This window comes from Microbacterium sp. Gd 4-13 (genome assembly GCF_003095395.1).
Taxonomy (GTDB): domain Bacteria; phylum Actinomycetota; class Actinomycetes; order Actinomycetales; family Microbacteriaceae; genus Microbacterium.
Map to the genome: position 1 here is coordinate 60,231 of NZ_QEIJ01000007.1, position 23,523 is coordinate 83,753.

General features: G+C 70.2%; 34 protein-coding genes. 17 read left to right on the forward strand and 17 right to left on the reverse strand.

Annotation, left to right across the window (positions count from 1 at the left end; all coding sequences use genetic code 11):
* The first annotated feature begins 146 nt into the window (after nt 1-146).
* Nucleotides 147-1,214 (forward strand): anthranilate phosphoribosyltransferase, encoded by a 1,068-nt coding sequence (gene trpD, locus DEA06_RS13035; RefSeq protein WP_116648444.1) that lies wholly within the window; start codon nt 147-149, stop codon nt 1,212-1,214.
* Nucleotides 1,215-1,241: 27 nt separating this feature from the next.
* Complete coding sequence (locus tag DEA06_RS13040) at nt 1,242-2,234, forward strand: PHP domain-containing protein (protein ID WP_205781280.1); 993 nt, start codon at nt 1,242-1,244, stop codon at nt 2,232-2,234.
* A gap of 11 nt (nt 2,235-2,245) precedes the next feature.
* On the opposite strand, the gene DEA06_RS13045 is transcribed toward DEA06_RS13040, so the two are convergent.
* The 4 genes from DEA06_RS13045 to DEA06_RS13060 form a co-directional block, all read right to left on the reverse strand.
* Nucleotides 2,246-2,563, reverse strand: a complete 318-nt coding sequence (locus tag DEA06_RS13045; protein WP_116648548.1) for a hypothetical protein — start codon at nt 2,561-2,563, stop codon at nt 2,246-2,248.
* Nucleotides 2,564-2,692: 129 nt separating this feature from the next.
* A complete protein-coding gene (locus DEA06_RS13050; RefSeq protein WP_116648446.1) occupies nt 2,693-3,355 on the reverse strand; it encodes a response regulator transcription factor in 663 nt (220 codons plus the stop codon).
* On the reverse strand, nt 3,352-4,521 hold the full coding sequence (locus DEA06_RS13055) for a sensor histidine kinase (RefSeq protein WP_116648447.1): 1,170 nt from the start codon (nt 4,519-4,521) through the stop codon (nt 3,352-3,354). The genes DEA06_RS13050 and DEA06_RS13055 overlap by 4 nt, the downstream gene beginning before the upstream one ends.
* A gap of 96 nt (nt 4,522-4,617) precedes the next feature.
* Nucleotides 4,618-5,547: a 5'-3' exonuclease gene (locus DEA06_RS13060; protein WP_116648448.1), complete on the reverse strand. Its 930-nt coding sequence runs from the start codon at nt 5,545-5,547 to the stop codon at nt 4,618-4,620.
* 261 nt (nt 5,548-5,808) lie between these two features.
* Here DEA06_RS13060 and DEA06_RS16390 point away from each other — a divergent pair, with 261 nt between their 5' ends.
* A complete protein-coding gene (locus tag DEA06_RS16390) occupies nt 5,809-6,162 on the forward strand; it encodes a hypothetical protein (RefSeq protein WP_133241768.1) in 354 nt (117 codons plus the stop codon).
* A gap of 173 nt (nt 6,163-6,335) precedes the next feature.
* On the opposite strand, the gene DEA06_RS16395 is transcribed toward DEA06_RS16390, so the two are convergent.
* Entirely contained in the window at nt 6,336-7,106 is a 771-nt protein-coding gene (locus DEA06_RS16395) for a hypothetical protein (protein WP_133241769.1), read from the reverse strand.
* A 5-nt stretch (nt 7,107-7,111) separates the two neighbouring features.
* Complete coding sequence (locus tag DEA06_RS13075; protein WP_133241770.1) at nt 7,112-7,645, reverse strand: hypothetical protein; 534 nt, start codon at nt 7,643-7,645, stop codon at nt 7,112-7,114.
* A 93-nt stretch (nt 7,646-7,738) separates the two neighbouring features.
* Between DEA06_RS13075 and DEA06_RS13080 the strand changes: the two genes are divergently transcribed.
* Nucleotides 7,739-8,329 carry a nucleoside deaminase gene (locus tag DEA06_RS13080; RefSeq protein ID WP_116648452.1) on the forward strand — a complete coding sequence of 197 codons (591 nt, stop codon included), beginning with the start codon at nt 7,739-7,741 and terminating at the stop codon, nt 8,327-8,329.
* Nucleotides 8,330-8,360: 31 nt separating this feature from the next.
* Here DEA06_RS13080 and DEA06_RS13085 read toward each other — a convergent pair whose 3' ends face one another.
* Nucleotides 8,361-9,452, reverse strand: coding sequence for a hypothetical protein (locus DEA06_RS13085; protein ID WP_133241771.1), 1,092 nt, complete (start codon nt 9,450-9,452; stop codon nt 8,361-8,363).
* Nucleotides 9,453-9,540: 88 nt separating this feature from the next.
* On the opposite strand from DEA06_RS13085, the gene DEA06_RS13090 reads away from it, so the two are divergent.
* The 5 genes from DEA06_RS13090 (at nt 9,541) to DEA06_RS13110 (ending at nt 13,137) form a co-directional block, all read left to right on the forward strand.
* A complete protein-coding gene (locus tag DEA06_RS13090) occupies nt 9,541-9,963 on the forward strand; it encodes a YchJ family metal-binding protein (protein ID WP_116648549.1) in 423 nt (140 codons plus the stop codon).
* Between the two features lie 50 nt (nt 9,964-10,013).
* The gene (locus DEA06_RS13095) at nt 10,014-11,138 is read left to right on the forward strand and encodes an NAD(P)-binding domain-containing protein (RefSeq protein ID WP_240606943.1); all 1,125 of its coding nucleotides are present in this window, start codon (nt 10,014-10,016) and stop codon (nt 11,136-11,138) included.
* 27 nt (nt 11,139-11,165) lie between these two features.
* A complete protein-coding gene (locus tag DEA06_RS13100; RefSeq protein ID WP_116648455.1) occupies nt 11,166-11,549 on the forward strand; it encodes a PPOX class F420-dependent oxidoreductase in 384 nt (127 codons plus the stop codon).
* A gap of 3 nt (nt 11,550-11,552) precedes the next feature.
* Entirely contained in the window at nt 11,553-12,194 is a 642-nt protein-coding gene (locus DEA06_RS13105; protein ID WP_116648456.1) for an SDR family oxidoreductase, read from the forward strand.
* Nucleotides 12,195-12,360: 166 nt separating this feature from the next.
* Nucleotides 12,361-13,137, forward strand: a complete 777-nt coding sequence (locus tag DEA06_RS13110) for an isocitrate lyase/phosphoenolpyruvate mutase family protein (protein ID WP_116648457.1) — start codon at nt 12,361-12,363, stop codon at nt 13,135-13,137.
* Nucleotides 13,138-13,143: 6 nt separating this feature from the next.
* Here DEA06_RS13110 and DEA06_RS13115 read toward each other — a convergent pair whose 3' ends face one another.
* Genes DEA06_RS13115 through DEA06_RS13125 form a run of 3 tightly spaced genes read right to left on the reverse strand, consistent with a single transcriptional unit; the run spans nt 13,144 to nt 15,115 of the window.
* Nucleotides 13,144-13,779, reverse strand: coding sequence for an LON peptidase substrate-binding domain-containing protein (locus DEA06_RS13115; protein ID WP_116648458.1), 636 nt, complete (start codon nt 13,777-13,779; stop codon nt 13,144-13,146).
* Entirely contained in the window at nt 13,776-14,846 is a 1,071-nt protein-coding gene (locus tag DEA06_RS13120; protein WP_116648459.1) for an FUSC family protein, read from the reverse strand. The genes DEA06_RS13115 and DEA06_RS13120 overlap by 4 nt, the downstream gene beginning before the upstream one ends.
* A gap of 50 nt (nt 14,847-14,896) precedes the next feature.
* Nucleotides 14,897-15,115, reverse strand: coding sequence for a DUF2945 domain-containing protein (locus tag DEA06_RS13125; RefSeq protein ID WP_116648460.1), 219 nt, complete (start codon nt 15,113-15,115; stop codon nt 14,897-14,899).
* 116 nt (nt 15,116-15,231) lie between these two features.
* Here DEA06_RS13125 and DEA06_RS13130 point away from each other — a divergent pair, with 116 nt between their 5' ends.
* Together DEA06_RS13130 and DEA06_RS13135 are read left to right on the forward strand one after the other, a co-directional pair.
* Nucleotides 15,232-15,570, forward strand: a complete 339-nt coding sequence (locus DEA06_RS13130) for a TraR/DksA C4-type zinc finger protein (RefSeq protein ID WP_116648461.1) — start codon at nt 15,232-15,234, stop codon at nt 15,568-15,570.
* A gap of 134 nt (nt 15,571-15,704) precedes the next feature.
* A complete protein-coding gene (locus DEA06_RS13135; RefSeq protein ID WP_116648462.1) occupies nt 15,705-15,920 on the forward strand; it encodes a hypothetical protein in 216 nt (71 codons plus the stop codon).
* 105 nt (nt 15,921-16,025) lie between these two features.
* Here DEA06_RS13135 and DEA06_RS13140 read toward each other — a convergent pair whose 3' ends face one another.
* Nucleotides 16,026-16,448, reverse strand: a complete 423-nt coding sequence (locus DEA06_RS13140; RefSeq protein WP_116648463.1) for an organic hydroperoxide resistance protein — start codon at nt 16,446-16,448, stop codon at nt 16,026-16,028.
* A gap of 17 nt (nt 16,449-16,465) precedes the next feature.
* Nucleotides 16,466-16,906: a MarR family transcriptional regulator gene (locus tag DEA06_RS13145; RefSeq protein ID WP_240606944.1), complete on the reverse strand. Its 441-nt coding sequence runs from the start codon at nt 16,904-16,906 to the stop codon at nt 16,466-16,468.
* 338 nt (nt 16,907-17,244) lie between these two features.
* Here DEA06_RS13145 and DEA06_RS13150 point away from each other — a divergent pair, with 338 nt between their 5' ends.
* Both DEA06_RS13150 and DEA06_RS13155 read left to right on the forward strand, forming a co-directional pair.
* Nucleotides 17,245-17,895, forward strand: coding sequence for an SGNH/GDSL hydrolase family protein (locus tag DEA06_RS13150; protein ID WP_116648464.1), 651 nt, complete (start codon nt 17,245-17,247; stop codon nt 17,893-17,895).
* A gap of 52 nt (nt 17,896-17,947) precedes the next feature.
* Nucleotides 17,948-18,457 carry an ACT domain-containing protein gene (locus tag DEA06_RS13155; protein WP_116648465.1) on the forward strand — a complete coding sequence of 170 codons (510 nt, stop codon included), beginning with the start codon at nt 17,948-17,950 and terminating at the stop codon, nt 18,455-18,457.
* A 15-nt stretch (nt 18,458-18,472) separates the two neighbouring features.
* On the opposite strand, the gene DEA06_RS16925 is transcribed toward DEA06_RS13155, so the two are convergent.
* From DEA06_RS16925 to DEA06_RS13175, 5 genes are read right to left on the reverse strand one after another with little or no spacing between them, the layout of a single operon-like run.
* Entirely contained in the window at nt 18,473-18,598 is a 126-nt protein-coding gene (locus DEA06_RS16925) for a hypothetical protein (protein WP_276308359.1), read from the reverse strand.
* A 14-nt stretch (nt 18,599-18,612) separates the two neighbouring features.
* Entirely contained in the window at nt 18,613-18,852 is a 240-nt protein-coding gene (locus DEA06_RS13160) for a hypothetical protein (RefSeq protein ID WP_116648466.1), read from the reverse strand.
* A complete protein-coding gene (locus tag DEA06_RS13165; protein ID WP_205781281.1) occupies nt 18,849-19,517 on the reverse strand; it encodes a hypothetical protein in 669 nt (222 codons plus the stop codon). Before DEA06_RS13165 ends, DEA06_RS13160 begins: the two co-directional genes overlap by 4 nt.
* A complete protein-coding gene (locus DEA06_RS13170) occupies nt 19,514-20,344 on the reverse strand; it encodes an endonuclease/exonuclease/phosphatase family protein (protein WP_240606945.1) in 831 nt (276 codons plus the stop codon). The genes DEA06_RS13165 and DEA06_RS13170 overlap by 4 nt, the downstream gene beginning before the upstream one ends.
* Nucleotides 20,341-21,156, reverse strand: coding sequence for a glycosyltransferase family A protein (locus tag DEA06_RS13175; protein ID WP_240606946.1), 816 nt, complete (start codon nt 21,154-21,156; stop codon nt 20,341-20,343). The genes DEA06_RS13170 and DEA06_RS13175 overlap by 4 nt, the downstream gene beginning before the upstream one ends.
* A gap of 111 nt (nt 21,157-21,267) precedes the next feature.
* Between DEA06_RS13175 and DEA06_RS13180 the strand changes: the two genes are divergently transcribed.
* The 4 genes from DEA06_RS13180 (at nt 21,268) to DEA06_RS13195 (ending at nt 23,390) form a co-directional block, all read left to right on the forward strand.
* Nucleotides 21,268-21,582, forward strand: a complete 315-nt coding sequence (locus tag DEA06_RS13180) for a biopolymer transporter Tol (protein ID WP_116648468.1) — start codon at nt 21,268-21,270, stop codon at nt 21,580-21,582.
* A 102-nt stretch (nt 21,583-21,684) separates the two neighbouring features.
* Nucleotides 21,685-22,167, forward strand: coding sequence for a pyridoxamine 5'-phosphate oxidase family protein (locus DEA06_RS13185; RefSeq protein ID WP_116648469.1), 483 nt, complete (start codon nt 21,685-21,687; stop codon nt 22,165-22,167).
* Between the two features lie 54 nt (nt 22,168-22,221).
* The gene (locus DEA06_RS13190; protein ID WP_116648470.1) at nt 22,222-22,962 is read left to right on the forward strand and encodes a sulfurtransferase; all 741 of its coding nucleotides are present in this window, start codon (nt 22,222-22,224) and stop codon (nt 22,960-22,962) included.
* A complete protein-coding gene (locus tag DEA06_RS13195) occupies nt 22,959-23,390 on the forward strand; it encodes a DUF3054 domain-containing protein (RefSeq protein WP_116648471.1) in 432 nt (143 codons plus the stop codon). The genes DEA06_RS13190 and DEA06_RS13195 overlap by 4 nt, the downstream gene beginning before the upstream one ends.
* Nucleotides 23,391-23,523 lie beyond the last annotated feature (133 nt).

Genomic DNA, 23,523 nt, shown 5'->3' on the forward strand with positions numbered 1-23,523 from the left:
GTCGTAGTTTCGCACCGCCGACCCAACAAACTGCTTCGTCTAACTAAGCACCGCCTAAGAATCGTCCGCGAGTTCACTGGATGCCGGGTGCGACGTGGGCGCGAGAACCGCGCGGTCATGCGGGCGGCCCTCACTAGGATCGAATCATGGCGGAGCGGTATTCCTGGCCCGAAATTCTCACGATGCTCCTCGACGGGCGCGACCTCAGCGTGTCGGAGTCGACCTGGGCGATGCAGCAGGTGATGGCGGGCGACGCCACGCCGTCGCAGTTGGCGGCCTTCCTCGTCGCGCTGCGGGCGAAAGGCGAGACGGTCGACGAGATCGTCGGCTTCCGCGACGCGATTCTCGAGGCCGCCGTCGGGTTGCCGGTCAAGGCCGACGTGCTCGACATCGTGGGCACCGGTGGCGACCGTCACCGCACGGTCAATGTCTCGACGATGTCGGCGATCGTCGCGGCCGCGACAGGCATCCCGGTCGTCAAGCACGGCAACCGCGCGGCCAGCTCGGCTTCCGGGTCGTCCGACGTCTTGCGCGAGCTCGGCATCGACCTGACGCTGTCGCCCGAGGCGGTGGCCGAGACGCTCGAGCGCACCGGCCTCACCTTCGCCTTCGCGACGGCGTTCCATCCCGGATTCCGCCACGCCGGTCCGACGCGTGCCGAACTCGGCATACCCACGGTCTTCAACTTCCTCGGTCCCCTGTGCAACCCGGCGCGCGCCGAGGCGAACGCGGTGGGTGTGGCGCACCTCGACCGCGTCCCTTTGATCACGGGGGTTTTCCGCACGCGCGGCGCGACCGCACTGGTCTTCCGCGGCGACGACGGTCTCGACGAGCTGACGACGACGGGTCACAGCCGCCTGTGGGAGGTCAGCCGCGGTGACGTGCACGAGCACGACCTCGACCCTCGCGACCTCGGTATCCGCTTCGCCGACCTCGACGATCTCCGTGGCGGGTCGCCCGCCGACAACGCCGAGGTCGTCCGTCGCGTGCTCGCCGGCGACACCGGTCCGGTGCGCGACATCGTGCTTCTCAACACGGCGGCGGGCATCGTCGCGTTCCGGCTCTTCCAGGATCCAACGCAGGTGCAGCGTCCGATCGTCGAGCGGCTCGCGGAGGGGATGGCTGCTGCTGCACAGGCCGTCGACGACGGCCGCGCGGCGGCGAAGCTCGACGACTGGGTTGAGACGAGCCGATCGCTCGCGACGCCGTCGTAGGGCCCGAGCTCAGGAGAGGAGATCGACGTGGATCCGCTCGACGCACTGAACGAGATCGCGTACCTGCTCGAGCGGGAGCGCTCCTCTCGCTACAAATCGAAGGCGTTTCGCACGGCGGCGCAGTCCATCGCAGACCTCGACGACGCGGCCCGGCGGGATCCGGCGCTCCGCCGTCGCAAGGGTGTCGGCGACTCCACCTTCGCCGTGATCACCCAGGCGCTCGACGGGCGTGTGCCCGACTATTTGGTCGGTCTGAGGGAGAAGGCGGGGGTCGCGACCGGCTCTGAGCTGCGGGGGCTCCTGCGGGGGGACCTTCACAGCCACAGCGAGTGGTCGGACGGTCTGACCCCGATCGAGCTCATGGTCGACGCGGGCCGCCGGCTCGGGCACGAGTACCTGGCCCTGACCGACCATTCCCCGCGCCTGCGCGTCGCGAACGGTCTCTCGCCCGAGCGGCTCCGTGAACAGATGGGCATCGTCGAGTCGTTTCGCGGTGACGGCTTCACCCTCCTCACCGGTATCGAGGTCGACATCCTCGACGACGGCGCGCTCGATCAGGAAGACGACCTGCTCGACGAACTGGACGTGGTCGTCGCATCCGCCCATTCCCAGCTCCGCATGGAGAGCGGTCCGATGACCCGTCGCCTGGTCGGGGCGGTCTCGAACCCGAGGGTCGACGTGCTCGGTCATGTCACCGGACGCCTCGTCGAGGGGGCGCGGGGAACGCGGCCCCCCTCGACGTTCGACCCGCGCGCCGTCTTCGACGCGGCTGCGGCGCACGGGGTGGCGGTGGAGATCAACTCGCGGCCCGAGCGCCAGGACCCTCCCGACGAACTGATCGCGATCGCCCTCGACGCGGGCTGCTTGTTCTCGATCGACTCCGACGCGCACGCACCTGGCCAGCTCTCCCTCATCGACTACGGCGCCGCGCGTGCGGAGCGGGCGGGTGTGCCCACTGATCGCGTCGTCACCACCTGGTCGCTCGAGCGCCTGCGGGAGTGGCTCGGCCGACGGCGGTGACCGCTCGCGGCTCAGCCGGGCTGCGCGTTGGCGCGCAGCACCTCGAGCCGCGCGCGATATTCGGTCTCATCGATGTCGCCCTTCGCGAACCGCTCGGCGAGAGTGCCTTCGGCCAGCTGGGCTGGACTGCGCCGGCCCCCGGGCCCGAAGCCGTTGGCTGCGGCGGCGCGGCGCCACCGACGGCCGAACACGGCGAAGAGCACGCCGATCAGCACGATCCAGAACAGGGGGATCAGCAGGAACCACCAGCCGAAGCCCGGGCCGCCCCACCCCCCGGGGTGATGGGCGGACAGGTGAGCGGCCGCCGCGGCGACCAGGGGTACGGACATGGAGTTCCTCTCCGTCGGGCCGCGGAAGATCGCGACCGGATGCGTCGAGTCCACTCCCATCGCGGTCGTCGCGAATCCACCCGGGGGAGGCACTTCGCCTGCATCCGGCGGAGTACCGTCGGTCGGCGTCTACTGCCACCCGGGCGCGACGAGCCCGGACTCGTACGCCAGCACGACCAGCTGGGCGCGGTCGCGCGAGTGCGATTTCTGCAGGATGCGCGAGACGTGCGTCTTCGCCGTCAACGGAGACAGCACGAGCCGCTCGGCGATCTCGTCGTTGGTCAGACCTTGCGCGACCAGCCGCAGCACCTCGCGCTCACGGTCGGTCAGCGCGGCCAGCAGTACAGGATCCGGACTCGCGCGCAGCCCGTCCGCGGCGCGCTCGAGCAGCCGCCGCGTCACGCCGGGCGAGAGCAGCGCGTCTCCGGCGACCGCGACCCGTACGGCGCGGATCAGATCGGCGGGTTCGGTGTCTTTGACGAGGAAGCCGCTCGCCCCGGCTCGGATGGCCCGGCCGACGTACTCGTCGAGCTCGAAGGTCGTCACGATCACGACGCGCACGTGTTCCAGCGCGGGGTCGACCGCGATCTGCTCGGTCGTCCACAGCCCGTCTCCGTCGGGCATGCGGATGTCGATCAGCACGACGTCGACCGGTGTCGTGCGCAGCATCCGCAGCAGCTCTTCGCCCCCCGACGCTTCGACGACGACGTCGATGTCGGGCTCGGAGTCGAGCAGCGCCCGGAACCCCGCGCGCACGAGCTGGTGGTCGTCGGCGAGCGCGACGCGGATCACGGGGCGCCGCGCCAGGGGAGCCGGGCGGCGATGACGGTGCCGTGACGCGAGTCGGACGAGATCACGAGCGTGCCGCCGGCGAGCTCGGCCCGTTCGCGCATGCCGCGGATGCCGCCTCCCGCGACGTGGTCGGGAACCATCCCGGTGCCGTCGTCGCCGACCGTGGCGACGAGATCGTCGGCGTCACGCGCGAGCGTCACCGTGGCGGTGGTCGCCCCCGAGTGCCGCACGACGTTCGTGAGTGCCTCCTGCACGATGCGGTAAGCCGTGGTCTGCACGACGCTCGGCGGGGTCTCTCCGCGCAGTTCGTCGTCGAGCCTGACCTCGAGTCCGAGTCCCGACCGGTCGCGGGCGAGAAGCGACAGGTCGGCGAGCTGGGGTTGTGGAGTCAGCGGCGCGCTGGTCGGGTGCCGTTCGTCACCGCGGAGGAACGACAGGACGCCGCGCACCTCGTCGAGACCCGTGGCACTGAGGGCGCGGATGCTTCTGAGCGCCTCGCGGGCGCGCTCGGGATCGCGGTCGAACAGATGCAGCCCCACGCCGGACTGCACCGAGATCTGGCTCAGCGAGTGGGCGAGCACGTCGTGGAGCTCGCGGGCGATGCGCGCGCGTTCGTCCTGTTCGGCGGTGCGGCGGCGTTCGTTCAGCTGCGCCCGGCGCTCGTCGACAGCCGCACGGCGCGCACGGAACCCCTCGCCGATGGCGAAGCAGACGCCGAGCCCGACCGTCACGACCGCGACGCGGAACGGATGCCACGACGTGTCTGCGCGCAGACCCGCGATCGCGATCGCGACCACCCAGCCCGCGCCGACGGCGCCGAGGGCCCAGAAGCGGGCGCCGCGCACGACGGCGCCGATGATCGCGAAGGCGAGGGCGAACATCGGAGGCCCCGCGTCGGGGCGGAGGAGGAGCCCGGCCACGGTGAGGGCGGTGACGGCGACCACCGTCGGACCGGGGAAGCGGCGGGCGCCGAGCAGGGCGAGCGCGGATGCGGCCGCGAGAGCGATCGCCAGCGCTGCGCTCGGACCCCACGAGCGCCCGGCGGCGGTGATCGCGATCGTTCCGGGCACCTGCAGCACGAAGGCGACGATGACGGGGAGGTACAGGGTGACCCCGGGCGGCGGGCGGAAGCGGGGCGCGCCGTCGTCCCAGGTGGTGCTCGGCATGCGCTCGATGCTACGCCGCGCCGGTGGGACGGGCGTCGGCCGCACGGACCGGTGCGGTGTACTCCCGGGGGAGTACTCGGATGCTTCGGTGGCTCGTCAGCGGGCGAGCGCGGCGATCGCGCGGCCCATCGGGCCGGTGAGGTTCCAGCGCTCGGCGAGCGCGTCCGCCGCATCCGTCCTCTCGGCGTCGAGCGGCACGATGGCCGTCGGTACCTCGGCGAGCGACAGGTCGCGAACGACCTCGACTACCGTCGGCGCGACGGCGATGTAGTCGAGCGCGGCCAGGATCTTCGCCCGCTGACCGGCGGGCATGCCTTCGCCGGCGCGTGCCGCCGCGACGATGCCGCCGAGGTCGCCGTGGGCGGCCAAGAGCGACGCGGCCGACTTGTCTCCGATGCCCTTGACGCCGGGAAGGCCATCGGAGGAGTCGCCCCTCATCGACGCGAAGTCGGCGTACTGCCGCGCGTGCACCCCGTACTTGGCGAACACGACGTCGTCGGTGACGATCTCGAGGTTGCTCATGCCGCGCGCGGTGTAGACAATGCGCACGGCGCGGTCGTCGTCGACGAGTTGGAACAGGTCGCGGTCGCCGGTGACGATATCGACGGGCATGTCGGCCGTCGTCGCGAGCGTGCCGATGACGTCGTCGGCTTCGTGCTCGGCCGCACCCACGATCGCGATGCCGAGGGCGTCGAGCGTCTCGCGGATGACCGGCACCTGCAGTTCGAGCGGATCGGGCACGACCTCGACATCGGGCGCGTTCTCGACCGGCTCGGCGACACGGTGGGTCTTGTAGCTCGGGATCAGGTCGACCCGCCACTGCGGGCGCCAGTCGTCATCCCAGCACGCGACGATGTGGGTGGGTTCGTAGGTCGCGACGAGCTTCGCGATGATGTCGAGGAACCCGCGCACGGCGTTGACCGAGGTGCCGTCGGGCGCCTTGACGGTGTCGGGCACGCCGTAGAACGCACGGAAGTACAGCGACGCGCTGTCGAGCAGAAGCAACTTCTCGGGCCGTGGTGCCATGTGCTCAGCGTAGTGACGTCGCCCTCTGCCGCTCGCGTCCTCCGATCCCCACCGGGTCGCTATGCTCTGACCCGTGTCGCACGTGCTGACCCGCTGGCGGTACTCGGCACGCGATGGGCGGAAAGCGAATGCTGGGACCTGAAGTGGCGCGGGTTCTTCCGCTTACGCCCTGAGCTGGTCGCCCGTGCGCCTCTGAGGTTTCTCGACTGGACGATCGACGGCCAGCCGCTCCGCGACAGGCTCGCGTTTGCGAACGGACGAGTGTGCGAGAACGTCACGTTCCTGACGGAAGGCTCTTACGGCGATCCATTTGCCATCGAGAGTCTTCGCGCGCTCCTCGGGGAGAACACGTCCGGCATGGATCCGTGGGTCCAGTACGACGACGGCCGTGCCGGTGTGTGCTGTTCTGCCTCGGGTGCGGGGGGGCTGGATTGTGGCGCCGTCAGCACGGACGTGCAGGTGATGGAGACGACGGTGGAATGGCGCAACGTCACGTACCAGGACGGCCTGACGGGCGAGGTCGGGGGGCCGGATGCCCCTGCGTTCACTCTGCGGTTCGATCGCACGCAATACGAGACGACGGTGCGCGCCCTCCTGGAGGAGTGGAGTACCTAGAACGTCGCGGCGACGTCCGCCCGGAAGTACAGCGACGCGTCGAGAGCGAGCGGCGACGCTCGGTGTCGTTGGGGGCAGGTTGTGGGCGTAGGAGACGGCGCCGGCGTAGGACGTCTTGCGGCGATGTGTCCTACGCCGGCGCCATGTCCTACGCCCGACACGGATGATGCGGATCAGCAGCCGGGGCCGGAGGGGTTCTCGGCGCAGGTCTTGTCGACAAGCGCCGTGCGCGCTTCGAAGATCTCGACGCGCTGACCGGGTCCGGCCGCGGTGACGACCCCGATCACCGGGCGCCAGCCGGTGCCGAAGTCGACGGCGGCGACGTACTCGACCGACACGACGGCGTTGTAGACACCGCGGGAACCGTAGGCGTGGCTCGTCGGGGTGGCCGTGAACTGCGGTTGACCCAGCGCGGTCCAGGCGGTGCCGCCGGATGCAGACCGAGCGGACGAGCCGTCGCCGTAGGAGAAGACATAGGCCGACGGGGTGAAGCGCACCGTCACCGGCCTGTCGAAGAGCGTGCCGGTGAGAGTCTGCGTCGACGCGGAGGCGACGAAGTTGGTCGGCATGCCGACGATGCCGACACCGCCGGGTTCGGCCTCGAACGACGGAGTCGCGGGCGCGAACGACGCGAGGTCGGATGCCGTCACGTCGGGCAGCGAGACCACCCCGAAACCGCGGCCCCGGCACAAGACGTCGGCCGGCCCGCAGTCCTGCGGCGCGATGGCTTGCGAACCGTCGTCGGGGGAGGAGCCGGCGCTCGGAGGCGCACTACCGCCGGCGGACGCGTTCGAGCCGCCGGAACCGACCGTGCCCCCGACGGTGACCTGCGAACCGTCCGTGGAGGCATGGCAGGTGGTGCCCCATGTGCCGACGTCATTGCATTGTTTGCCGGCGATGGGCAATGTGGTCAGACCTGCCAGAAGAGCGACAGTGACAAGCACGCGGACTAATCGCATACTGGTTCCCCGCTGCGTCCAGAAACTGAACTGACTTGCAAGCTTCCCGCTGCAGTTCGCGGGCCTTCCACTGTCACCCGCAGGCTCTGAACGGGAACACGGTCAGGATCGACGATCGATTCCCCGCTGAGTTCAGTCAACTCGACTGTCGAGACGTCAAGGCACACGGAGAAGTGGATGATGCCGTTCTCCAGGTCAGCCGACTCGCGTTGCAGATCGGTAATCGTTGATTCGCCCGACTTTGCTACTTGATCGGCGTGATATGTGGAGAGCCCTCTACGGTCGCTGGTGTTGAGCTCGCCGGTGGTGAGGGCGAAGACGGGCTCGAACGTCTCGGGGTCGCTCAGGTCGACCTGGTTGAGCGCGTCGACGTAGGCGCGGTAGGTCTGCTCCGCTGCGGCGAACGCCTCTTCTTCGGTGGCGAAAGCGGGGGTGGTCTCTTCCGGTTCGGGGGTGACGGAGCATCCGCCCATCACAAGGACCATCGTGGCGAGGGCGGCGGAGGCGACGTGGCGAGCGTTCACCCGATCAGGGTATGAGGTGGGCGCAGACCCCGCCGGGGTTCTCCACAACGCCGCTGTAACAAGCGGTTCACACGGATGGGCGAGGATGTCGGCATGACACTTGCGACCGGCTTCTCCGTCTCCCTTCCCGAATGGCTGCGGGGCGAGCTCGATCAGCTGCCCGACGCGCTCGAAACCGCAGAGGAGCGGATGGACCTCGTGAACGCGCTCGCCGACCGCAACTGGCGCGAGGGCAATGGTGGACCGTTCGCGGCGATCGTCGTGGAGGCTGCCACAGGTCGCCTTGTCTCGGCGGGCGTCAACGTGGTGCTGAGCTCGGGTCTCAGCTCGCAGCACGCAGAGGTCACCGCCCTCGGGCTCGCCCAGACCGCGCTCGGCCGGTGGGACCTGGGTGCCGACGGTGCCGACCTCGAGCTCGTCGTCAACTGGCGTCCGTGCGTCATGTGCTACGGCTCGACCATGTGGAGCGGCGCGCGCTCGCTCGTGATCGCCGGTGATGGTCCGGAGCTCGAGGAGCTGAGCGGGTTCGACGAGGGGCCGATGGTCTCCGACTGGGCGGAGCAGTTCGAAGCGCGCGGAATCCGCGTGCGCATCGGGGTGCGAAACGCCGAGGCGATCGAGGTCTTCCGGGCCTACGGCGCGTCGGACGCCACCGTCTACAACGCGCGCGGCGCCGTCGACTGACGGGCGTCGCCGACGGGTCGTGCGCGGCGCGTCAGAGCGCGGCCGCTCCCCAGAACACGGTCTGACCCGAGTCGAGGTCGAGCACGTAGAAACCCGAGCCGACGGCATCGGGTGCGAGGTCGTACACCTCGTAGAACGTGACCGTCTCGCCCGGCTCGACCACCTCGACGTCCCACGCGCTGGGATAGGTCTCGATGTCGGAGAGGTAGGTCAGCTCTGCCTCGCCCCCGTCGGCCGTGAGGAAGCGGGTGTACGGCAGGTAGGCGTAGTCGACCGCCAGATCGATGGTCTCGTCGGTGACGTTCGTCAGCTGCACGGGCACGCCGACATAGGCGCCGAATGCGGGCTCGAGGTCTCCGGTTGCCGCGGCGGCGGCCGTCAGGTCTTCGAAGGGGAGAACGGTCAGCGCCCACACGTCTTGCGAGACGTTGTCATCGGTGATCGTGATGGTGGAGCCCGGAACGAGCGGGGCGGAGATCGTGTTGCCGTCGGCGCCGAAGTCGGGGGTACCGAGCATCGGATAGGAGTAGTAGTCGTCGTCGGGCGCGGGGGAGTACTCCGACCCCGAACTCGATCCCGACGAGACGGCCGAGCCGAACGCGCCGATGGTGAACAGCACCACGGCCCAGACGATCGACAGAAGGAATCCCGCACCGGTGATGATGAGTGCGGCGATCGACATCCCCTTGCCGGGGGTCTTCTTCACCAGGGCGATGATGGCGAGGATGATCGCGGTCGCGAACAGAGCCCAGGCGAGCGCCGAACCGACGAACGGGATGAAGGAGATCAGCACCCCGAGCACCGACGCGACGAGGGCGAGCACCGCGAGCACCGACGAGCCACTCTGCGGCGCACCGGCATTCCACGGTGCGCCGGGAGCCGGGCCGCCCATGGGCGGACCCCACGTCGGCGGGGCACCCGGGTAATCCTGACGCGGTGCACCGTAGGCCGCAGGGCCGCCGGGCGCGGCATAGGGCGGAAGGGGCGCGGGGTGGACAGGCGGCGTCGGAGCACCCTGGGGCTGCGGGGGCGGTGGCGCGGACTGCGGGCCGGCGGCGTAGGGCGGCAGGGGAGGCGACGCGGCGGCTCGCTCGTTCTCGTTCGGGCGGGTGCCGTCGGTCATGGCTGCTCCTGTTCGGTGGTCCGCCCATGCTACGGAAGATCGCCGACACGTCGGAGGCCCTTGCGGGCGCGGCGGTACAGTGACGAACGTGTCTTTCGGAGCCGCGTCGTCGCGAAGGGGATTCCCCCGGTTCGCGGCCGGCGACCCGTGCCCGTGCGGAGCCGGACGATACGACGGATGCTGCGGCCCGATCCTCGGCGGTGAACCCGCGCCCACCGCGGAGAAGCTGATGCGCTCGCGGTACACGGCGTTCGTCGCCGGTGACGCGGAGCATCTGCGGCGCACCTGGCACCCGCGCACCCGTCCCGCCGATGTCGAGCCGGATCCCGCGACGGCATGGACCGGGCTCGAGGTGCTCGCCACAGAGGCCGGCGCACCGGCCGACCTCGAGGGGACGGTGGAGTTCCGCGCCCGCTGGAGCGAGAGGGGAGTGCGCGGCGGCCTGCACGAGCGCAGCCGCTTCGCGCGCCGAGGCGGGCGATGGGTGTACGTCGACGGCGAGATCCTCTGACTCGACCCGTCACGCGGAATACCGGCGCGCCGTGCGTGGTTCTGGAGGCCGTGAGCACCACAGCGCGCACGGTCGACGTCGTCGTCGTCGGCGCGGGCCAGGCGGGGCTGTCGACGGCCTACCACCTGCGTCGCCGCGGCTTCGTCCCCGACGGCGAGGCGCACGCATCCGATCGATCGTTCGTCGTGCTCGACGCGAATTCCGCTCCCGGTGGTGCGTGGCAGCATCGATGGGCGTCGTTGCGCATGGCGACGGTGAACGGCATCCACGAGCTGCCCGGGTTCGATGTGCCCGCGGCCGACCCGACGGCGCGGGCGCGTGATGTGCTGCCCGCGTACTTCGCGGACTACGAGCGCGAGTTCGGCCTGGGGGTGCGTCGGCCGGTCGCCGTCACGGCCGTGCGTCGCGAGGCCGACGCGCTGCGCGTCGAGACCGACGCCGGCGCCTGGCGCGCGCGGTTCGTCGTGTCGGCGACGGGAACGTGGACGCGCCCGTTCTGGCCCCACTACCCGGGCCAGGAACGTTTCCGCGGGCGCCAGCTGCACACGGCCGACTACGTCTCGGCCGAGGAGTTCGCGGGTCGTCGGGTGCTGGTGGTCGGTGCGGGGGTGTCGGGCGTGCAGCTTCTGGACGAGATCTCGCACGTCGCCACGGTGTTCTGGATGACGCGCCGCGAGCCCGTCTGGATCGAGTCCGACTTCGACGCGCCCGCGCGGGTCGCCGCCATCGCCGGTGTCGAAGACCGCGTGCGCCGTGGCTTGCCGCCCGGCAGCGTCATCTCGGTCACCGGTATGCACTGGACGCCGTGGGCGCGCGCGGCGCGCGCGCGGGGCGTGCTCGAGCGGCTGCCGATGATGGCCGGCATCGAAGAGGACGGCGTGCGCATGCCCGACGGCACGTTGCTCGAGGTCGATGCGATCCTGTGGGCGACGGGATTCCGTCCTGCCCTCGAACACCTGGCGCCGCTTCGCCTGCGAACACCGGACGGCGGATTCCGGGTCGACGACTCGAGGTCGCTCGACGAGCCGCGCCTGTTCTTCGTGGGGTACGGCCCGTCGGCCTCGACGGTCGGGGCGAATCGGGCGGGGCGATCGGTCGCCGCCCGGATCGTGAAGGAACTCGCCCCCGATGCTCCGGCGTCAAGCCCCGCGCGGCGGGTCGGGGCCGGTGCGTAACGTGGAGATCCGACGAAAGGAGTGCGCGTGATTCCCGACGACCTGCGCGATCTACTCGACGAACCGAATTATGGCGCCCTGGGCACGGTGAGACCCGACGGCTCGGTCCAGGTCAATCCGATGTGGTTCGAGTACGACGGTGAGCACCTCCTGTTCACCCATACGACCCGGCGGCAGAAGTTCCGCAATCTCGCGGCGAACCCGTCGATGAGCCTGATGGTCTTCGACCCCGAGAACCCCTATCGCTACATGGAGGTGCGCGGGCGTCTCGTCGAGGCGACACCCGACCCCGAGGGCGCCTTCTACGTGCGGCTCGGGCAGCGCTACGGCAACGCCGATCAGCAGCCGCCGCCCGACAGCGCCGACCGGGTCGTTCTCAGCATGTCCATCGAACACATCGGAAGGCACTGACTCATGAAGGTTCTCGTTCTCGGCGGCCACGGCAAGGTCGCCCTCCTGCTCGCACCGCTTCTCGCCGCCCGCGGCGATGACGTCACGTCGGTCATCCGCAACCCCGAGCACGCGGACGACGTGACCGCCGCCGGTGCCAGCTCGCTCGTGCTCGACGTCGAGGCGGCCGACGAGGCCGCGCTGCGAGACGCCGTCGACGGATACGACGCGGTCGTGTGGTCGGCGGGTGCCGGAGGCGCCAGCGCCGAGCGCACCTACGCGGTCGACCGCGACGCCGCGATCCGCACGATGGATGCTGCTGCCGCGACCGGTGTGCGTCGCTTCGTGATGGTGTCGTGGATCGGCTCGACCCCCGACCACGGCATCTCGCCCGACGATTCGTTCTTCGCCTACGCCGACGCGAAGCTCGCCGCCGACGACCACCTGCGCGCAACCGCGCTGGACTGGACGATCCTCGGCCCGGGCACCCTCACGCTGGGCGAACCGACCGGCACGATCACGCTCGACCCCGAGGGCAAGGGCGAGGTGTCGCGCGCCGACGTCGCGGCCGTCATCGCGGCGTCGCTGGCGGACGACCGCACCGTGGGCCGTTTCATCCGATTCGGAGGCGGCGACACGCCGATCGCCGAGGCGCTCGCCGCCTGAGCTCCTTCCGCGGGCGCACGGGTTGCGACCCCGCGCACGGCCTAGGCCCGCGCCCTGGTCGTGCGCTCGGAGCCAACCCGTGCGCGCGAGGCGAGCGACTCGTGCAGCCGCGGACCGGTCGCAAGGCCGGGGACCGCGTCTCTCGGCGCACCGTAACGTGGGACGCATGAGCACCCAGATCGAGAAAGCCCAGAGCTTCGCGCAGCTGCACACCGCCCCCGAGATCCTCCGCGTCGTGAACGTGTGGGACGTCGTCTCGACGAAGGCGATCGCCGCCCTCCCCGAGACGAAGGCCATCGCCACGGCGGGGCACTCCATCGCCGCCACGTTCGGCTATGAGGACGGCGAGAACATCCCCCTCGACGTCATGCTCGACATGGTGCGTCGCATCGCCGAGGCTGTCGACCTGCCCGTGACCGCCGACCTCGACGCGGGGTACGGCGATGCGGGCGAGACCGTGAGGAAGGCGATCGGCGCCGGAGCGGTCGGTGCGAACATCGAAGACCGCTTGAAGCCGCTCGCCGAGTCGGTGGCCGTCGTCGAGGCCGCCATCGCCGCCGGCGAGGCGGAGGGTGTGCCGTTCGTGCTGAATGCGCGCACCGACGCGTTCGTGCGCGGCGGCGATCGTCCCGTCTCCGCATCGATCGCCGACGCGATCGAGCGTGGCCGGGCCTTCCTCGACGCCGGCGCCACCTCGGTCTTCGTTCCCGGACTCCTCGACGCTGACACCACCCGCCAACTCGTCGAGGGCATCGGTGACCGTCGCGTGAGCGTCATCGGCCTCCCGGGAGCCCTCACCGCGGCGGAATACGAAGCTTTCGGCGTGGCGCGCATCTCGTACGGACCCACGACGCAGCGCGTCGCTCTCACCGCCCTGCAGGACGTCGCGAAAGACCTCTACGCGAACGGCGTCATCCCGTCCAGCATCCGCGCCCTGAACTGAGCGCGTCTATTCGAAGGGCTCCTCGTCGACACCGCGCACGGCGAGGAGCTCTTCGGCCGCCAGCGTCAGATCGATGACCTCGCGGAGGAGTCCGCCGACGCTCGTCGCGCCGAGCAGCGCGAGCTGGTCGATCGGCCCGAGCGGCGCGATCGCGGCGATCTGCCACGCCCGCGCGAGCGGTTCTTCGGCGAGCTCGATGCTCGGTTCCCACCGGGTGTCGCCGTACTCGCCGGCGCGCGCGAGCACGCGCCGAACGATCCTCTCGGCCTCCGACGAAAGGGGGGCGAGGGCATCGTTCCAGTCCAGATCGGGCAGCATGCGCACTCGGGCGCGCGGGTAGGGCGCGTCGTCGAGCCACTCCTCCACCTCGAAGCGGCTTCCTCCGCGTGCGAGCACCGAGATGACGCCCTCCTGCGGCAGCACCCGTTCGAGTCGCGCGACCGCGCCCCGTGCGAACCGCTTCTCTCCGCCCCCCACTTCGTGTCCGCGTTCGATCAGCACGACGCCGAACTCCGCGGGTTGTTCATCGAGCAGCATCCCGAGCATCTTCAGGTAGCGCTCCTCGAAGATGCGTGCTGCGAGGGGTGTGTGGGGAAAGAGCACCATGCCCAGGGGGAACATCGCGAGCGTGCGGTCGGTCATGAGTTCGCCGTCTCTCCGAGAGCTTCGTGAATGCGGTGCAGGTCGACGAGCAGTGAGCCGACGAGAACCCAGTGGCCCTCCGACGGCGCGCCGATGTCGAGCGGTCGAGTCAGGGCCGGGGGTTCGAGGGGTGAGGATGCTGCGCCGTCGGCCGCGCGCGACGCCGAGGTCGCATCGGGGGCCCGGTGCCGGAGGACCGCGAGATGCACGTCGTGCGCGGCCCGGCGCAGCTGTTCGGCGATGGCGCGGACCGACGGTTCGTCGACGATCGACGGGTCGTACCGGTCGTAGGCTGCCCGGGTCATGCCGATCACCTGCGTGAGGATCGGAGTGAAGACGTCGAGCAACCGCTCGAGCTGGGCGAGGTCGTCGCGGTGACGGCGGCCCCGCGGATTGAGGGCGAGCGAGTCGCGTGCGTCTGACAGCGCTTCGTCGGCCGCGTCGCGCATCGGCCGCATCAGGCGTGCCTCGAGCAGGAGCTCTTCGAGAGAGGCGGGCGTCTGCGGGGTCGCGAGCGCGTCGGCGAGGCGATCGAGGGCGGCCGACAGCTCGTCGCCGAGCGCCTCGATGCGCTGCCGGGCCGGGGCGACGGCGACAGGGGGCACGAGCGCCACGTTCACGATGAGGCCGACCAGCGCGCCGATGAGCGTCTCGATCACGCGATCGACGGCGTAGAGCGGGGTGGCGGTGCCGAGTGCGAGCACCAGGATCGCGCTGATCGCCACCTGATTGGCCGCCCCCGGGGTCAGCTTCAGCGCCCACGCGGCGAGAAGAGCCACGGCGGCCGCGATGAGGATCACCCAGGTCGACGAACCGAGCGCGATGCCGAGCGCGGAGGCGACGATCACCCCGGCGATGACCCCGACACTGCGTTCGACCGCGCGCGTCAGCGACTGGTTCAAGCTGGGCTGTACGACGAGGAGCGCGGCGATCGCCGCGAAGACGGGGAGCGGCCCGGGCACGAGCCACCCGGCGAGCAGCCACGCCGCGATCGTCGCTATCGCCGACTTCGTGACCTGGAGGAACGGGGTTCGGCGCGCGGAGCGGAAGGAAGCGGTCACACGCATGCTTCGAGAGTAGGCCCGTCGCATCCGCCCGCGGCTGTCACATGGCGTGCTCAGGCGTCCGTGAGTCTGCGCAGAGCCGATCCCTTGTGCGCCGCACGGTTGCCGCTCTTGTCGGATTCGACGACGAAGGCGGGTTCGTCGGACGAGGCCGTGAAGTGCTGCCCGGCGAGGGTGAAGTCGCTCGTCTTCTTCTCTACGATGCTGCCGTGCGTGCGACCCTGCGGGGTGTTCCAACTGACCCGGTCACCCGTCGAGAAATCCTTCGCCATGAGCGCCTCCCTGATGCGTATCACCGATCGTGCCCGCTCGACGCGCGCGCTCGTGCGGGATTGACAGTCGTCAGCTGGCCCTCCCCACGTGCGCGCGGGCGTAGCCTGGAGCGCTGATGACCACAGATCACGCCACCGTCCTGCGGACGCTGCTGCGCGAGGCCGAACAGCGTCTCGCCCACCTCGACGACGACGAGCGCAGTCTTCTGCGCGACCGCGCCGATGCAACGGCCGACGATGAGCACGACCCCGAGGGGTCGACGCTGTCGGGGGAGTGGAGCCGGGTCGACGCGTTGCGGCGCGGCGCCGAACACGACAGGGCGGATGCTGCGGCGGCGCTCGCCCGCGTCGCCGACGGAACGTACGGTACCTGCGTCGTCTGCGGCGGCCCGATCGCGCCGGGGCGGCTGGAGGCGCGTCCGACGGCGGCCACCTGCATCGGATGCGCCCGCTGAGGCTCTGGTTGTGCAGCATCCGTCACGGGCGTAGGACATGGCGCGGGCGCAGGACGCATCCGCACTCATCGTCCTACGTCGGCCACATCTCCGACGTCCACGACCTTCGCGGGAACGACGCTTAGGCTCGGGGCGTGGAAACTCTGCTCGTCGTGCTGCTGTTCGTCAATGCCGCCTTCAACGTGATCGTCTGGCCGCGGTTCTACATGCGCGTCGCCAAAGACCCCCGGGCACGCGATGCCGCGGGGAAGCCGACCACCTTCCTCATCGTGCACGCGGTTCTCATCGCGCTGGCCCTCGTCATCGCACTCGCATCGGTGATCGCCGGCGTCGCCGCGCTCACCACCTGATCCCTCTCAGACCGACGTTCGCTGCGCGCTGTTTTCGCGGCGTCGACCGACGAGGAAGGACCGCCGTCCCGAGAGGGCGGCGGTCCCTTCTCGTGAGTGGGGAGGTCAGTCGTCGGAGACGGTGACCGTGACGTCGATGTTGCCGCGGGTCGCGTTCGAGTAGGGGCAGACCTGGTGGGCGGCGTCGGCGAGCGCCTGTGCCTCGTCGTGCGGGAGGTTCGGGATGACGACCTCGAGCTCGACGGAGAGCTGGAAGCCGCCCTCGCCGTTCGGGCCGATGTGCACGCGCGAACCGACGCTCGTGTCTTCGAGCGTGACCTTCTGGCCCCGCGCGACGGCCTGAAGCGCACCGTGGAAGCAGGCCGCGTAGCCAGCGGCGAAAAGGGCCTCGGGGTTCAGGCCGCCACCGGGGCCGCCCATCTCCTGGGGGATGCGCAGGTCGGTGTCGAGCAGTCCGTCTTTCGTGACGACGTGGCCGCCGCGTCCTTCGCCGGTTGCGAGTGCTTCTGCGGTGTAGATGACGTCCATGGGGATGTCCTTTCGGTTCAGGAGGCGGTTGCCTCGGAGGAGGCCTGCACGCTGCGGGTGAGGCTGTGCAGGGAGTCGAGGAGTCGACGTGCGGCGTCGATCTCGATGCCCATGCAGGTCGCGATCTGGGCGGAGACCCCGCTCATGCGTTCGCGGAGATCGAGTCCGAGCTCGGTGAGGGAGACCTCGACGACGCGTTCGTCGTCGGAGCGGCGCGTGCGGGTCACAGTGCCGGCGCGTTCGAGTCGCCGAAGAAGGGGAGACAGCGTGCCGGAGTCGAGGTCGAGCGTCTGGCCGAGCTCGCCCACCGTGCGCGGGCCGTCGGTCCAGAGGGTCACGAGCACGAGGTACTGCGGGTAGGTGAGGCCCCAGGGCTCGAGTACGCGCCGGTAGGCCTGCGTGGTTGCGCGGCTCGCCGAGTACAGGGCGAAGCACACCATGTCGTCGACTGCGGGCATGCGAAAAGCATTGCACGCCATTGAATTGTGTGCAACTGATTCGACGACGGTTGACCACGCTCGGGAGCGGGTCGTGTCAACGAGGAACCCCGCGAGCTGGGGGAGCACGGCCCCCAGAGCCACGCCGACGAGCCCCGCGGCGCAGCAGATCACGGCCACCGTCACCTGCACGCGCAACCTCACACGAGCGAACACGACCTGCCCGGCGGCCGAGGCGGCGAAGACGGAGAACGCCGTGGCGCCGGCGGCCGTGAGAGCGTCTCAGCCGTTCGCGGGGGAGACGCGCAAACCGGACCCGGTGCGGCTCCGAAGAGAACGAGACAGAGGAGGATGGTCGGATGCGTCGAATTCTCGCCGTCACACTGGCGGCCGTGGGTCTCACCCTCGTGGGCTGCGCCCCGCAGCAGGCGGCACCGCCGGATGACGACGGTCGTCCGCTCGTCGCCTTCTACGGCGACTCGTACACGCTCGGTACGGGTGCCAGCTCTCCGGATGAGCGATGGTCGACCCGTCTCGCCGAGGACCGCGGCTGGCGGGAGTACAACCCGAGCGTGAACGGGCTCGGGTTCGTGAACAACCGCGATGCGCGCGGTGCCGACCTCCCCGGCGACATCATCGACTCCCAGCCCGACATCGTCGTCATCACGATGGGACTCAACGACGCGTTCAGCTTCGACGCGCGGGGAACCGAGATCCGCGACCGCATCGCCGACGACGTCGACCGCCTGACCGGAGCCCTCCCCGACGCGCGCTTCGTGGTCGTCGAACCGTTCTGGTACACCGCCGAGCGCACCGACGGCCTCGAGACCATCATCGGCTGGGTGAAAGACGCCGCAGAGCGCATCGACGCCGACTACATCCCGGGGGCCTCGTACTGGATTCAGGGGCGTGAGGGCGAGATGGCGGAAGACGGGCTTCACCCGAACGACGCGGGTTACGACGAGATCTACCGACACATGGATGCGGCGTTCACCGAGATCGGCCTCTGAGCCCTGCCGCGGGGCCTGCCCCGACCGGGGCGTGCACGCTACGCTGGCGCCCATGGCCACCCTCGTCCTGACCGTCGTCGGTGCCGACCGGGCTGGTCTCGTGGCCGCTGTCGCCGGCGAAGTCGACGCGCACGGCGCCAACTGGGAGAACAGTCAGCTCGCAGAGCTGGCCGGAGCCTTCGCCGGCATCATCGAGGTGTCGGTCGACGAGGCCCGCGTCGCATCGTTGCGCGCCGCGCTCGCTGAGATCCCCGGGCTGGTGACCGTGACCCTGCCGACGACGGGATCGTCGCGCGGCTCCCGAGATCGACGCTTCGCGGTCTCGGTGCTCGGCAACGACAGACCGGGGATCGTCCGGGAAGTGTCGACGACGCTGAGTCGACGCGGCTTCGGCATCGAGCGGATGACGACGGAGGTGCGCGACGCGCCGATGGCCGGCGGGCGCGTGTTCGAGGCCACGATCGTGGCGATCTCCGCCGCATCCGCCGACCCCGACGACCTCGCCACCGGACTCGAGCAGCTCGCGAACGAGCTGCAGGTCGACATCGCGCCCCTCGACTGACGTCGAGGGGCGGGCTCAGCCCGAGGGGTTCTCGACCGGCGTGCCGTCTTGTTCGGTGGTCTCTACATCGTCGACATCGCCGCCCGTGGCCGTCGCGTCGTCGATGTCGGTGCCGTCGTCCTGCGGGTTCTTCTCGCTCATGGTCGTCTTCTCTCTCAGCTCTTCACTGCTTTGCGTGCGGCTTTCTCGGCCTTGTGGGCGGTCTTCTCGGCCGACTTCCGCGCCTTCTTCAGCTGTTTCGCGGCGCGGCGGCGGATCTTCTTGACCTCGGGGTCGTTCCACAGCGCGACGACAGCGGTAGCCAGTGCACCGTACTTCGCGACGACGAGGCGGACGCCGACGAAGACACCGGCGGCGGCGCCGAGGACGAGAAGAAGTTTGGCGAATCGGTTCATGACGGGTCCTCCGGGTATTCGGCTTCGAGTGCTTTCCCATCACATCGCGCACCGGTCGGGATGCGCCCTCCCTTGCGCACGGGCGCGGGGTGTGGCACGAGCGGGTGGACCGCGTGCGCGAGCAGGCATCCCGCCAGGAGGGCACCGAGGCCTCCGACGGCCATGTCACCGATCGTGTCGTCATAGGTGACGAAGATGTCGTCGGTGACGAGGGTCTTCCCCAGCCACTCGATCATCTCCCACACCGCGCTGAGGGCGAGTCCGAACGCGGTGACGAGCACGATCGCCGCGCGTCCGGTGAACGCCTGCGTGCGCGGGGCGGCGACGACGCCGGCATAGGCGCAGAGCACGTACAGGAGCACGGCTAGCACGCCCGTGCAGACGAGGTGGACGGCGATGTCCCACCACGCGACGCGGGTGTAGAGGTCGAACACGTTGCTCCACGCCGCGACGAGGACGGTCGCGGTCGTCACGATGTCGAAGATCGGACGCAGGCCGAGGAACCGGGGCGCCACCAGAGCAGGGAGCGTCAGCCCGACGATGCCGGCGTCGGTGGCGGTGAACCAGATCGCGGCCGCGATGACGCTCAGGGCGCCGATCAGCCGGAGGGCGTCAGCGGTGTATTCGCCGATCGAGCGAGGTGGCCGGAGGAAGTTCTCGATCATCGGATCGTGTCGTCGAGGTCGACGCGGACGACGGCGTGCACGGGAAGGTGGTCGGACGGCCACCGGCCGTCGACGGGCTCGCCATCGATGGCCGCGCCGAGCACACGCACGCCTTTCGTGACCACGATCCAGTCGATGCGGGGTGCGTCGGCGCGCGGCCGGCGATAATTCACGAAGGTGCCCCACCTCGGGGTGAGGTGCGTCCGGGCGCTCGCCCACGCGTCGCGCAGGACGCCGCCGGACAGCAGCACGCGCAGCGCCGGTGAGGCCGCAGCCGCGTTGAGGTCGCCCATGACGATCACGGGTTCCGTCGCCTCTTCGGCCGCGCGCCTCACGATCTCGCTCGAGCGCACCCGTGCGGCCGCGGAGAAGGGATCGAAGTGCGTGTTCATGACCCGGAAGCGCGCCTCGGTCGCGCGGTCGCGGAACAGAGCCGACACGACGATCCGCGGGACGACGGACCCCCACGAGCGCGATCCGGGCTCGTCGGGTTGCGTCGACAGGGCGGTCTGGTCGGCCTCGACCAGCTCGAGCCGTTCCGCGTCGTAGAACAGCGGGCAGGCCTCGCCACGCCCATCGCGGTTGCGACCGCGGCCGATCGAGCGATAGCGCGATCCGAGCGCGGCCGCGACGAAGGCCGCCTGATCGGGCATCGCCTCCTGCACGCCCAGGACCGTGGGGAGTTCCGCGGCGAGCAGGGCACGCAGGGGTTCCCTCCGCCGTGACCACCGATCGGCCGGACGCGGGTCGATGCCGAGGCGACGACGGATGTTGTAGGTCATGACGTGCAGTTCGGGGGCGTCGACCGGTCCGATCACGCCGGTCATCGTGCGCATGACAGCAGGGCGCGATCGCGGCGGGCGCTGCGTCGATGCAGCGCGACGCGAAGCCAGCGGTGCGGAGGGAAATCGTGGGGCCAGTGCACGGTCACCGTGCGGAACCCCCTGCCGATCCGCTGTCGGAACCCCGACACGCTGGCGAAGGGGCGCATCGACATCCCCATGGCCGCCGAGGGGAGCCGCCCGATGCGGTGGCGCTCGCCGAGGTGGAACGCGAGATCGACGTCGTCGTGCAGCATCGCGTCGTGCCGGTGCACCGCCGAGCGGACGTCCATCCACGCCTCACGGCGAAGCGCCACGTTCGAGCCGAAGAGAGGAAGGTGCCCGAGAGCGGGTGCCGTGACGAGGATGTAGGCGAGGAGGTAGGCGAAAGCGAGCGGACGGCGCAGCATCCGTGGTCCATCGATGAAGCGCGCGCCACCGGTGAACGCTGCGACGTGCGGCTGACGGGAGAACGCGGAGAGGACCATCTCGATCCACGTCGCGTCGGGGACGCAGTCCGCATCGAGGCGGAGGATGACCGCGCCGGTGGCGGCGTCGTACCCGAGGGCGCTGGCCGCGGGTATGCCCGGACGCACGCACTCCACGACACGGGCACCGGCACGGCGGGCGACCTCCGCAGATGCGTCGACGGAGCCGTTGTCGACGACGATCGTCTCGTCGGCGAGGCGCGTCTGGCCCGCCAGGGCGGCGAGGCATCGCGAGAGCGCGACAGCGTCGTCTTTCACGGGGATCACCACCGAGACGGTCACGTAGGCGGACGACGCCCGGGGGCTGCGTCGTTCGGGGATGGTCGTCACGGCGTCTCCTCGGCGGCTGACCAGCCACGCTACCGCCGTCCCGCCCCGGCCTCGGGCCGTTGACAGGCCGCACGTTGCGGCATAGCGCCGCACTGCGATGATGGGCCGACCATGACCGATGACGAGGACGAACGCTGGCTGGTCATCGACGGGCGTCGGTGGCGCCGCACCGATCCCTGCCTGCCCGACGATCTCGCTGCGGCGCTGCGCTCCCACCTCGGGAAGGGGCGCTCGGGCGTCGGCGCGGGCAAGCGTGCGGGCGACGATGCGGCGGTCACCGCGGCCCGGCATCGCGTCGGACTCGCGAAGCACGGACTCGGCGAACGCGGTCCGTACTGGTGGGACGAACCGGAGGACGACCGCATCGCACGCGCTCGAGCGGCGCTCGCCGAGTTGGACGGCCTCGAGTCCGCGACACGTGGGTAAGTGCGTCGCACCGTTCCCGCCCGGTGTCAACGGCGTGCGCCGGGGCCCGGAGAGGCGTTGCATGGGGGGCATACCTCGACCCACCCGTGGAAAGGCCGCGTCATGATCGCAACCCCCTCCGAACTCGAGAAGCTCGCCAGCCTCCTCAAAGGCTTCCGCTTCGCGATGCTGACAAGCCGTGACGAAGACGGCAAGTTGACCGCCCACCCGCTCACCGTGCAGGAGAGCGAATTCGACGGCGACCTGTGGTTCATCATCGGCCGTCACGCGTCAGCGGTGGAGCACGTCTCCCGCGATGCGAACGTCGGCGTCTCGTTCAGCTCCAACGATTCGTGGCTGTCGCTGGCGGGCACCGCCAGCATCGTCGACGACGGCGCGAAGCTGCGCGAGCTGTGGACCCCGGCCGTGGAAGCCTGGTTCCCCGAGGGGCCCGAAGACCCCGACGTCACCCTTCTGAAGGTCGACACCGTCAGCGGCGAGTACTGGGACAGCCCCGGCGGCAAGGTCGCCACGATCGTCGCCCTGGTGAAGCACAAGGTCACGGGTGAGAAGTACGAGGGCGACAACGAGAAGTTCGACCTCTGACGCGACGACACCCGCGGATTGGAGGGGGGCGCCGCGTCTGCGTACGCTGGGCCGGTGCCCTCCGTCCTGAACGTCTCGGCGTACCTGTTCACGCCGATCGATGACCCTGTCGCTCTGCGCCCGGTGCTGCGAGCGCGTGCCGTCGACGCGGGGCTGAAGGGGACGATCCTCCTCGCCGAGGAGGGCATCAACCTCTTCCTCGCCGGGGACGAGTCGGCGCTGCGCGGGTTTCTCTTGCAGCTGACCGCCGACGAGCGATTCGCCGCTCTCACGGCGAAGGAGAGCTGGTCGAGTGCGCAGCCGTTCCGCAAGATGCTGGTCAAGGTCAAGCGCGAGATCATCCGCATGGATCGCCCCACCGTCCGCCCCGCGGCCGGTCGTGCCCCGGCCGTCGACCCCGAGACGTTGCGTCGTTGGCTCGATCGCGGTCACGACGATCGAGGGCGCGAGGTGGTGCTGCTCGACACGCGCAATGCGTTCGAGGTCGATTACGGCACCTTCGACGGCGCGCTGAGCTGGGGTATCGAACGCTTCACGCAGTTTCCGGATGCGGCGGCCTCCCACCGCGACGACCTGACCGGTAAGACGGTCGTGAGCTTCTGCACCGGTGGTATCCGCTGCGAGAAGGCTGCCCTTCACCTCCGGGAGGAGGGGGTGGACGCCTACCAGCTCGACGGGGGCATCCTCGGTTACTTCGAGCGGGTCGGGCGCGCCCACTGGAGCGGCGATTGCTTCGTCTTCGACGAGCGCGAGGCGTTGACGCCCGGGCTCGCACCGCGCGAGGTCGACGCATGACGGACCGGGTGACCGTGGGCCGGTCGACGGGTCTGCGGGTGGCAGGGGCGTTCGCACTCGACGCCGCGCTGGTGGTCGCCTTCGCGGCGACGGGGCGTGCGACGCACGACGGCGATGTCTGGAGCGGGCTCGCGGTGACGGCGTGGCCGTTCCTCGCCGCTCTCACCGCCGGGTGGCTCGTCACGCGCGCATGGCGGGCGCCGTCCGCGCCCGTGCGGGTCGGGATCGGCGTCTGGGTGACGACGGTCGTCGGCGGGATGCTGCTGCGGGCGCTGTCAGGTCAGGGCACGGCTGTCGCGTTCGTCGTCGTGGCGACGTTGACCCTGTTCGCAGCTCTCGTGGGCTGGCGGTTCATCGTCGCGCTCGTTCGGCGTTCGCGCTCGAAAACGGCGCTCACCGAGCGGCGGCGGTCTTCGCGGGCGAGGTGATCATCAAACGGTGGCACTCAGGCCATCGGAGGTCTCGATCGACATCGTCCGCGGGGTAATACTGCTGGCTCTCGGAGCCTCCGCAATCACGGAGTGGGCGTGAGGGCCAAGACCGACCGGCCGGACAGCGTGC

Coding starts and splice junctions, on each gene's coding strand:
- trpD (WP_116648444.1), top strand. CDS start 147: ATGGCGGAGCGGTATTCCTGGCCCGAAATTCTCACGATGCTCCTCGAC.
- DEA06_RS13045 (WP_116648548.1), bottom strand. CDS start 2,563: ATGTCCGTACCCCTGGTCGCCGCGGCGGCCGCTCACCTGTCCGCCCAT.
- DEA06_RS13055 (WP_116648447.1), bottom strand. CDS start 4,521: ATGCCGAGCACCACCTGGGACGACGGCGCGCCCCGCTTCCGCCCGCCG.
- DEA06_RS13060 (WP_116648448.1), bottom strand. CDS start 5,547: ATGGCACCACGGCCCGAGAAGTTGCTTCTGCTCGACAGCGCGTCGCTG.
- DEA06_RS13080 (WP_116648452.1), top strand. CDS start 7,739: ATGACACTTGCGACCGGCTTCTCCGTCTCCCTTCCCGAATGGCTGCGG.
- DEA06_RS13085 (WP_133241771.1), bottom strand. CDS start 9,452: ATGACCGACGGCACCCGCCCGAACGAGAACGAGCGAGCCGCCGCGTCG.
- DEA06_RS13105 (WP_116648456.1), top strand. CDS start 11,553: ATGAAGGTTCTCGTTCTCGGCGGCCACGGCAAGGTCGCCCTCCTGCTC.
- DEA06_RS13110 (WP_116648457.1), top strand. CDS start 12,361: ATGAGCACCCAGATCGAGAAAGCCCAGAGCTTCGCGCAGCTGCACACC.
- DEA06_RS13115 (WP_116648458.1), bottom strand. CDS start 13,779: ATGACCGACCGCACGCTCGCGATGTTCCCCCTGGGCATGGTGCTCTTT.
- DEA06_RS13120 (WP_116648459.1), bottom strand. CDS start 14,846: ATGCGTGTGACCGCTTCCTTCCGCTCCGCGCGCCGAACCCCGTTCCTC.
- DEA06_RS13125 (WP_116648460.1), bottom strand. CDS start 15,115: ATGGCGAAGGATTTCTCGACGGGTGACCGGGTCAGTTGGAACACCCCG.
- DEA06_RS13130 (WP_116648461.1), top strand. CDS start 15,232: ATGACCACAGATCACGCCACCGTCCTGCGGACGCTGCTGCGCGAGGCC.
- DEA06_RS13140 (WP_116648463.1), bottom strand. CDS start 16,448: ATGGACGTCATCTACACCGCAGAAGCACTCGCAACCGGCGAAGGACGC.
- DEA06_RS13145 (WP_240606944.1), bottom strand. CDS start 16,906: ATGCCCGCAGTCGACGACATGGTGTGCTTCGCCCTGTACTCGGCGAGC.
- DEA06_RS13150 (WP_116648464.1), top strand. CDS start 17,245: ATGCGTCGAATTCTCGCCGTCACACTGGCGGCCGTGGGTCTCACCCTC.
- DEA06_RS13155 (WP_116648465.1), top strand. CDS start 17,948: ATGGCCACCCTCGTCCTGACCGTCGTCGGTGCCGACCGGGCTGGTCTC.
- DEA06_RS16925 (WP_276308359.1), bottom strand. CDS start 18,598: ATGAGCGAGAAGAACCCGCAGGACGACGGCACCGACATCGACGACGCG.
- DEA06_RS13160 (WP_116648466.1), bottom strand. CDS start 18,852: ATGAACCGATTCGCCAAACTTCTTCTCGTCCTCGGCGCCGCCGCCGGT.
- DEA06_RS13165 (WP_205781281.1), bottom strand. CDS start 19,517: ATGATCGAGAACTTCCTCCGGCCACCTCGCTCGATCGGCGAATACACC.
- DEA06_RS13170 (WP_240606945.1), bottom strand. CDS start 20,344: ATGACCGGCGTGATCGGACCGGTCGACGCCCCCGAACTGCACGTCATG.
- DEA06_RS13180 (WP_116648468.1), top strand. CDS start 21,268: ATGACCGATGACGAGGACGAACGCTGGCTGGTCATCGACGGGCGTCGG.
- DEA06_RS13185 (WP_116648469.1), top strand. CDS start 21,685: ATGATCGCAACCCCCTCCGAACTCGAGAAGCTCGCCAGCCTCCTCAAA.
- DEA06_RS13195 (WP_116648471.1), top strand. CDS start 22,959: ATGACGGACCGGGTGACCGTGGGCCGGTCGACGGGTCTGCGGGTGGCA.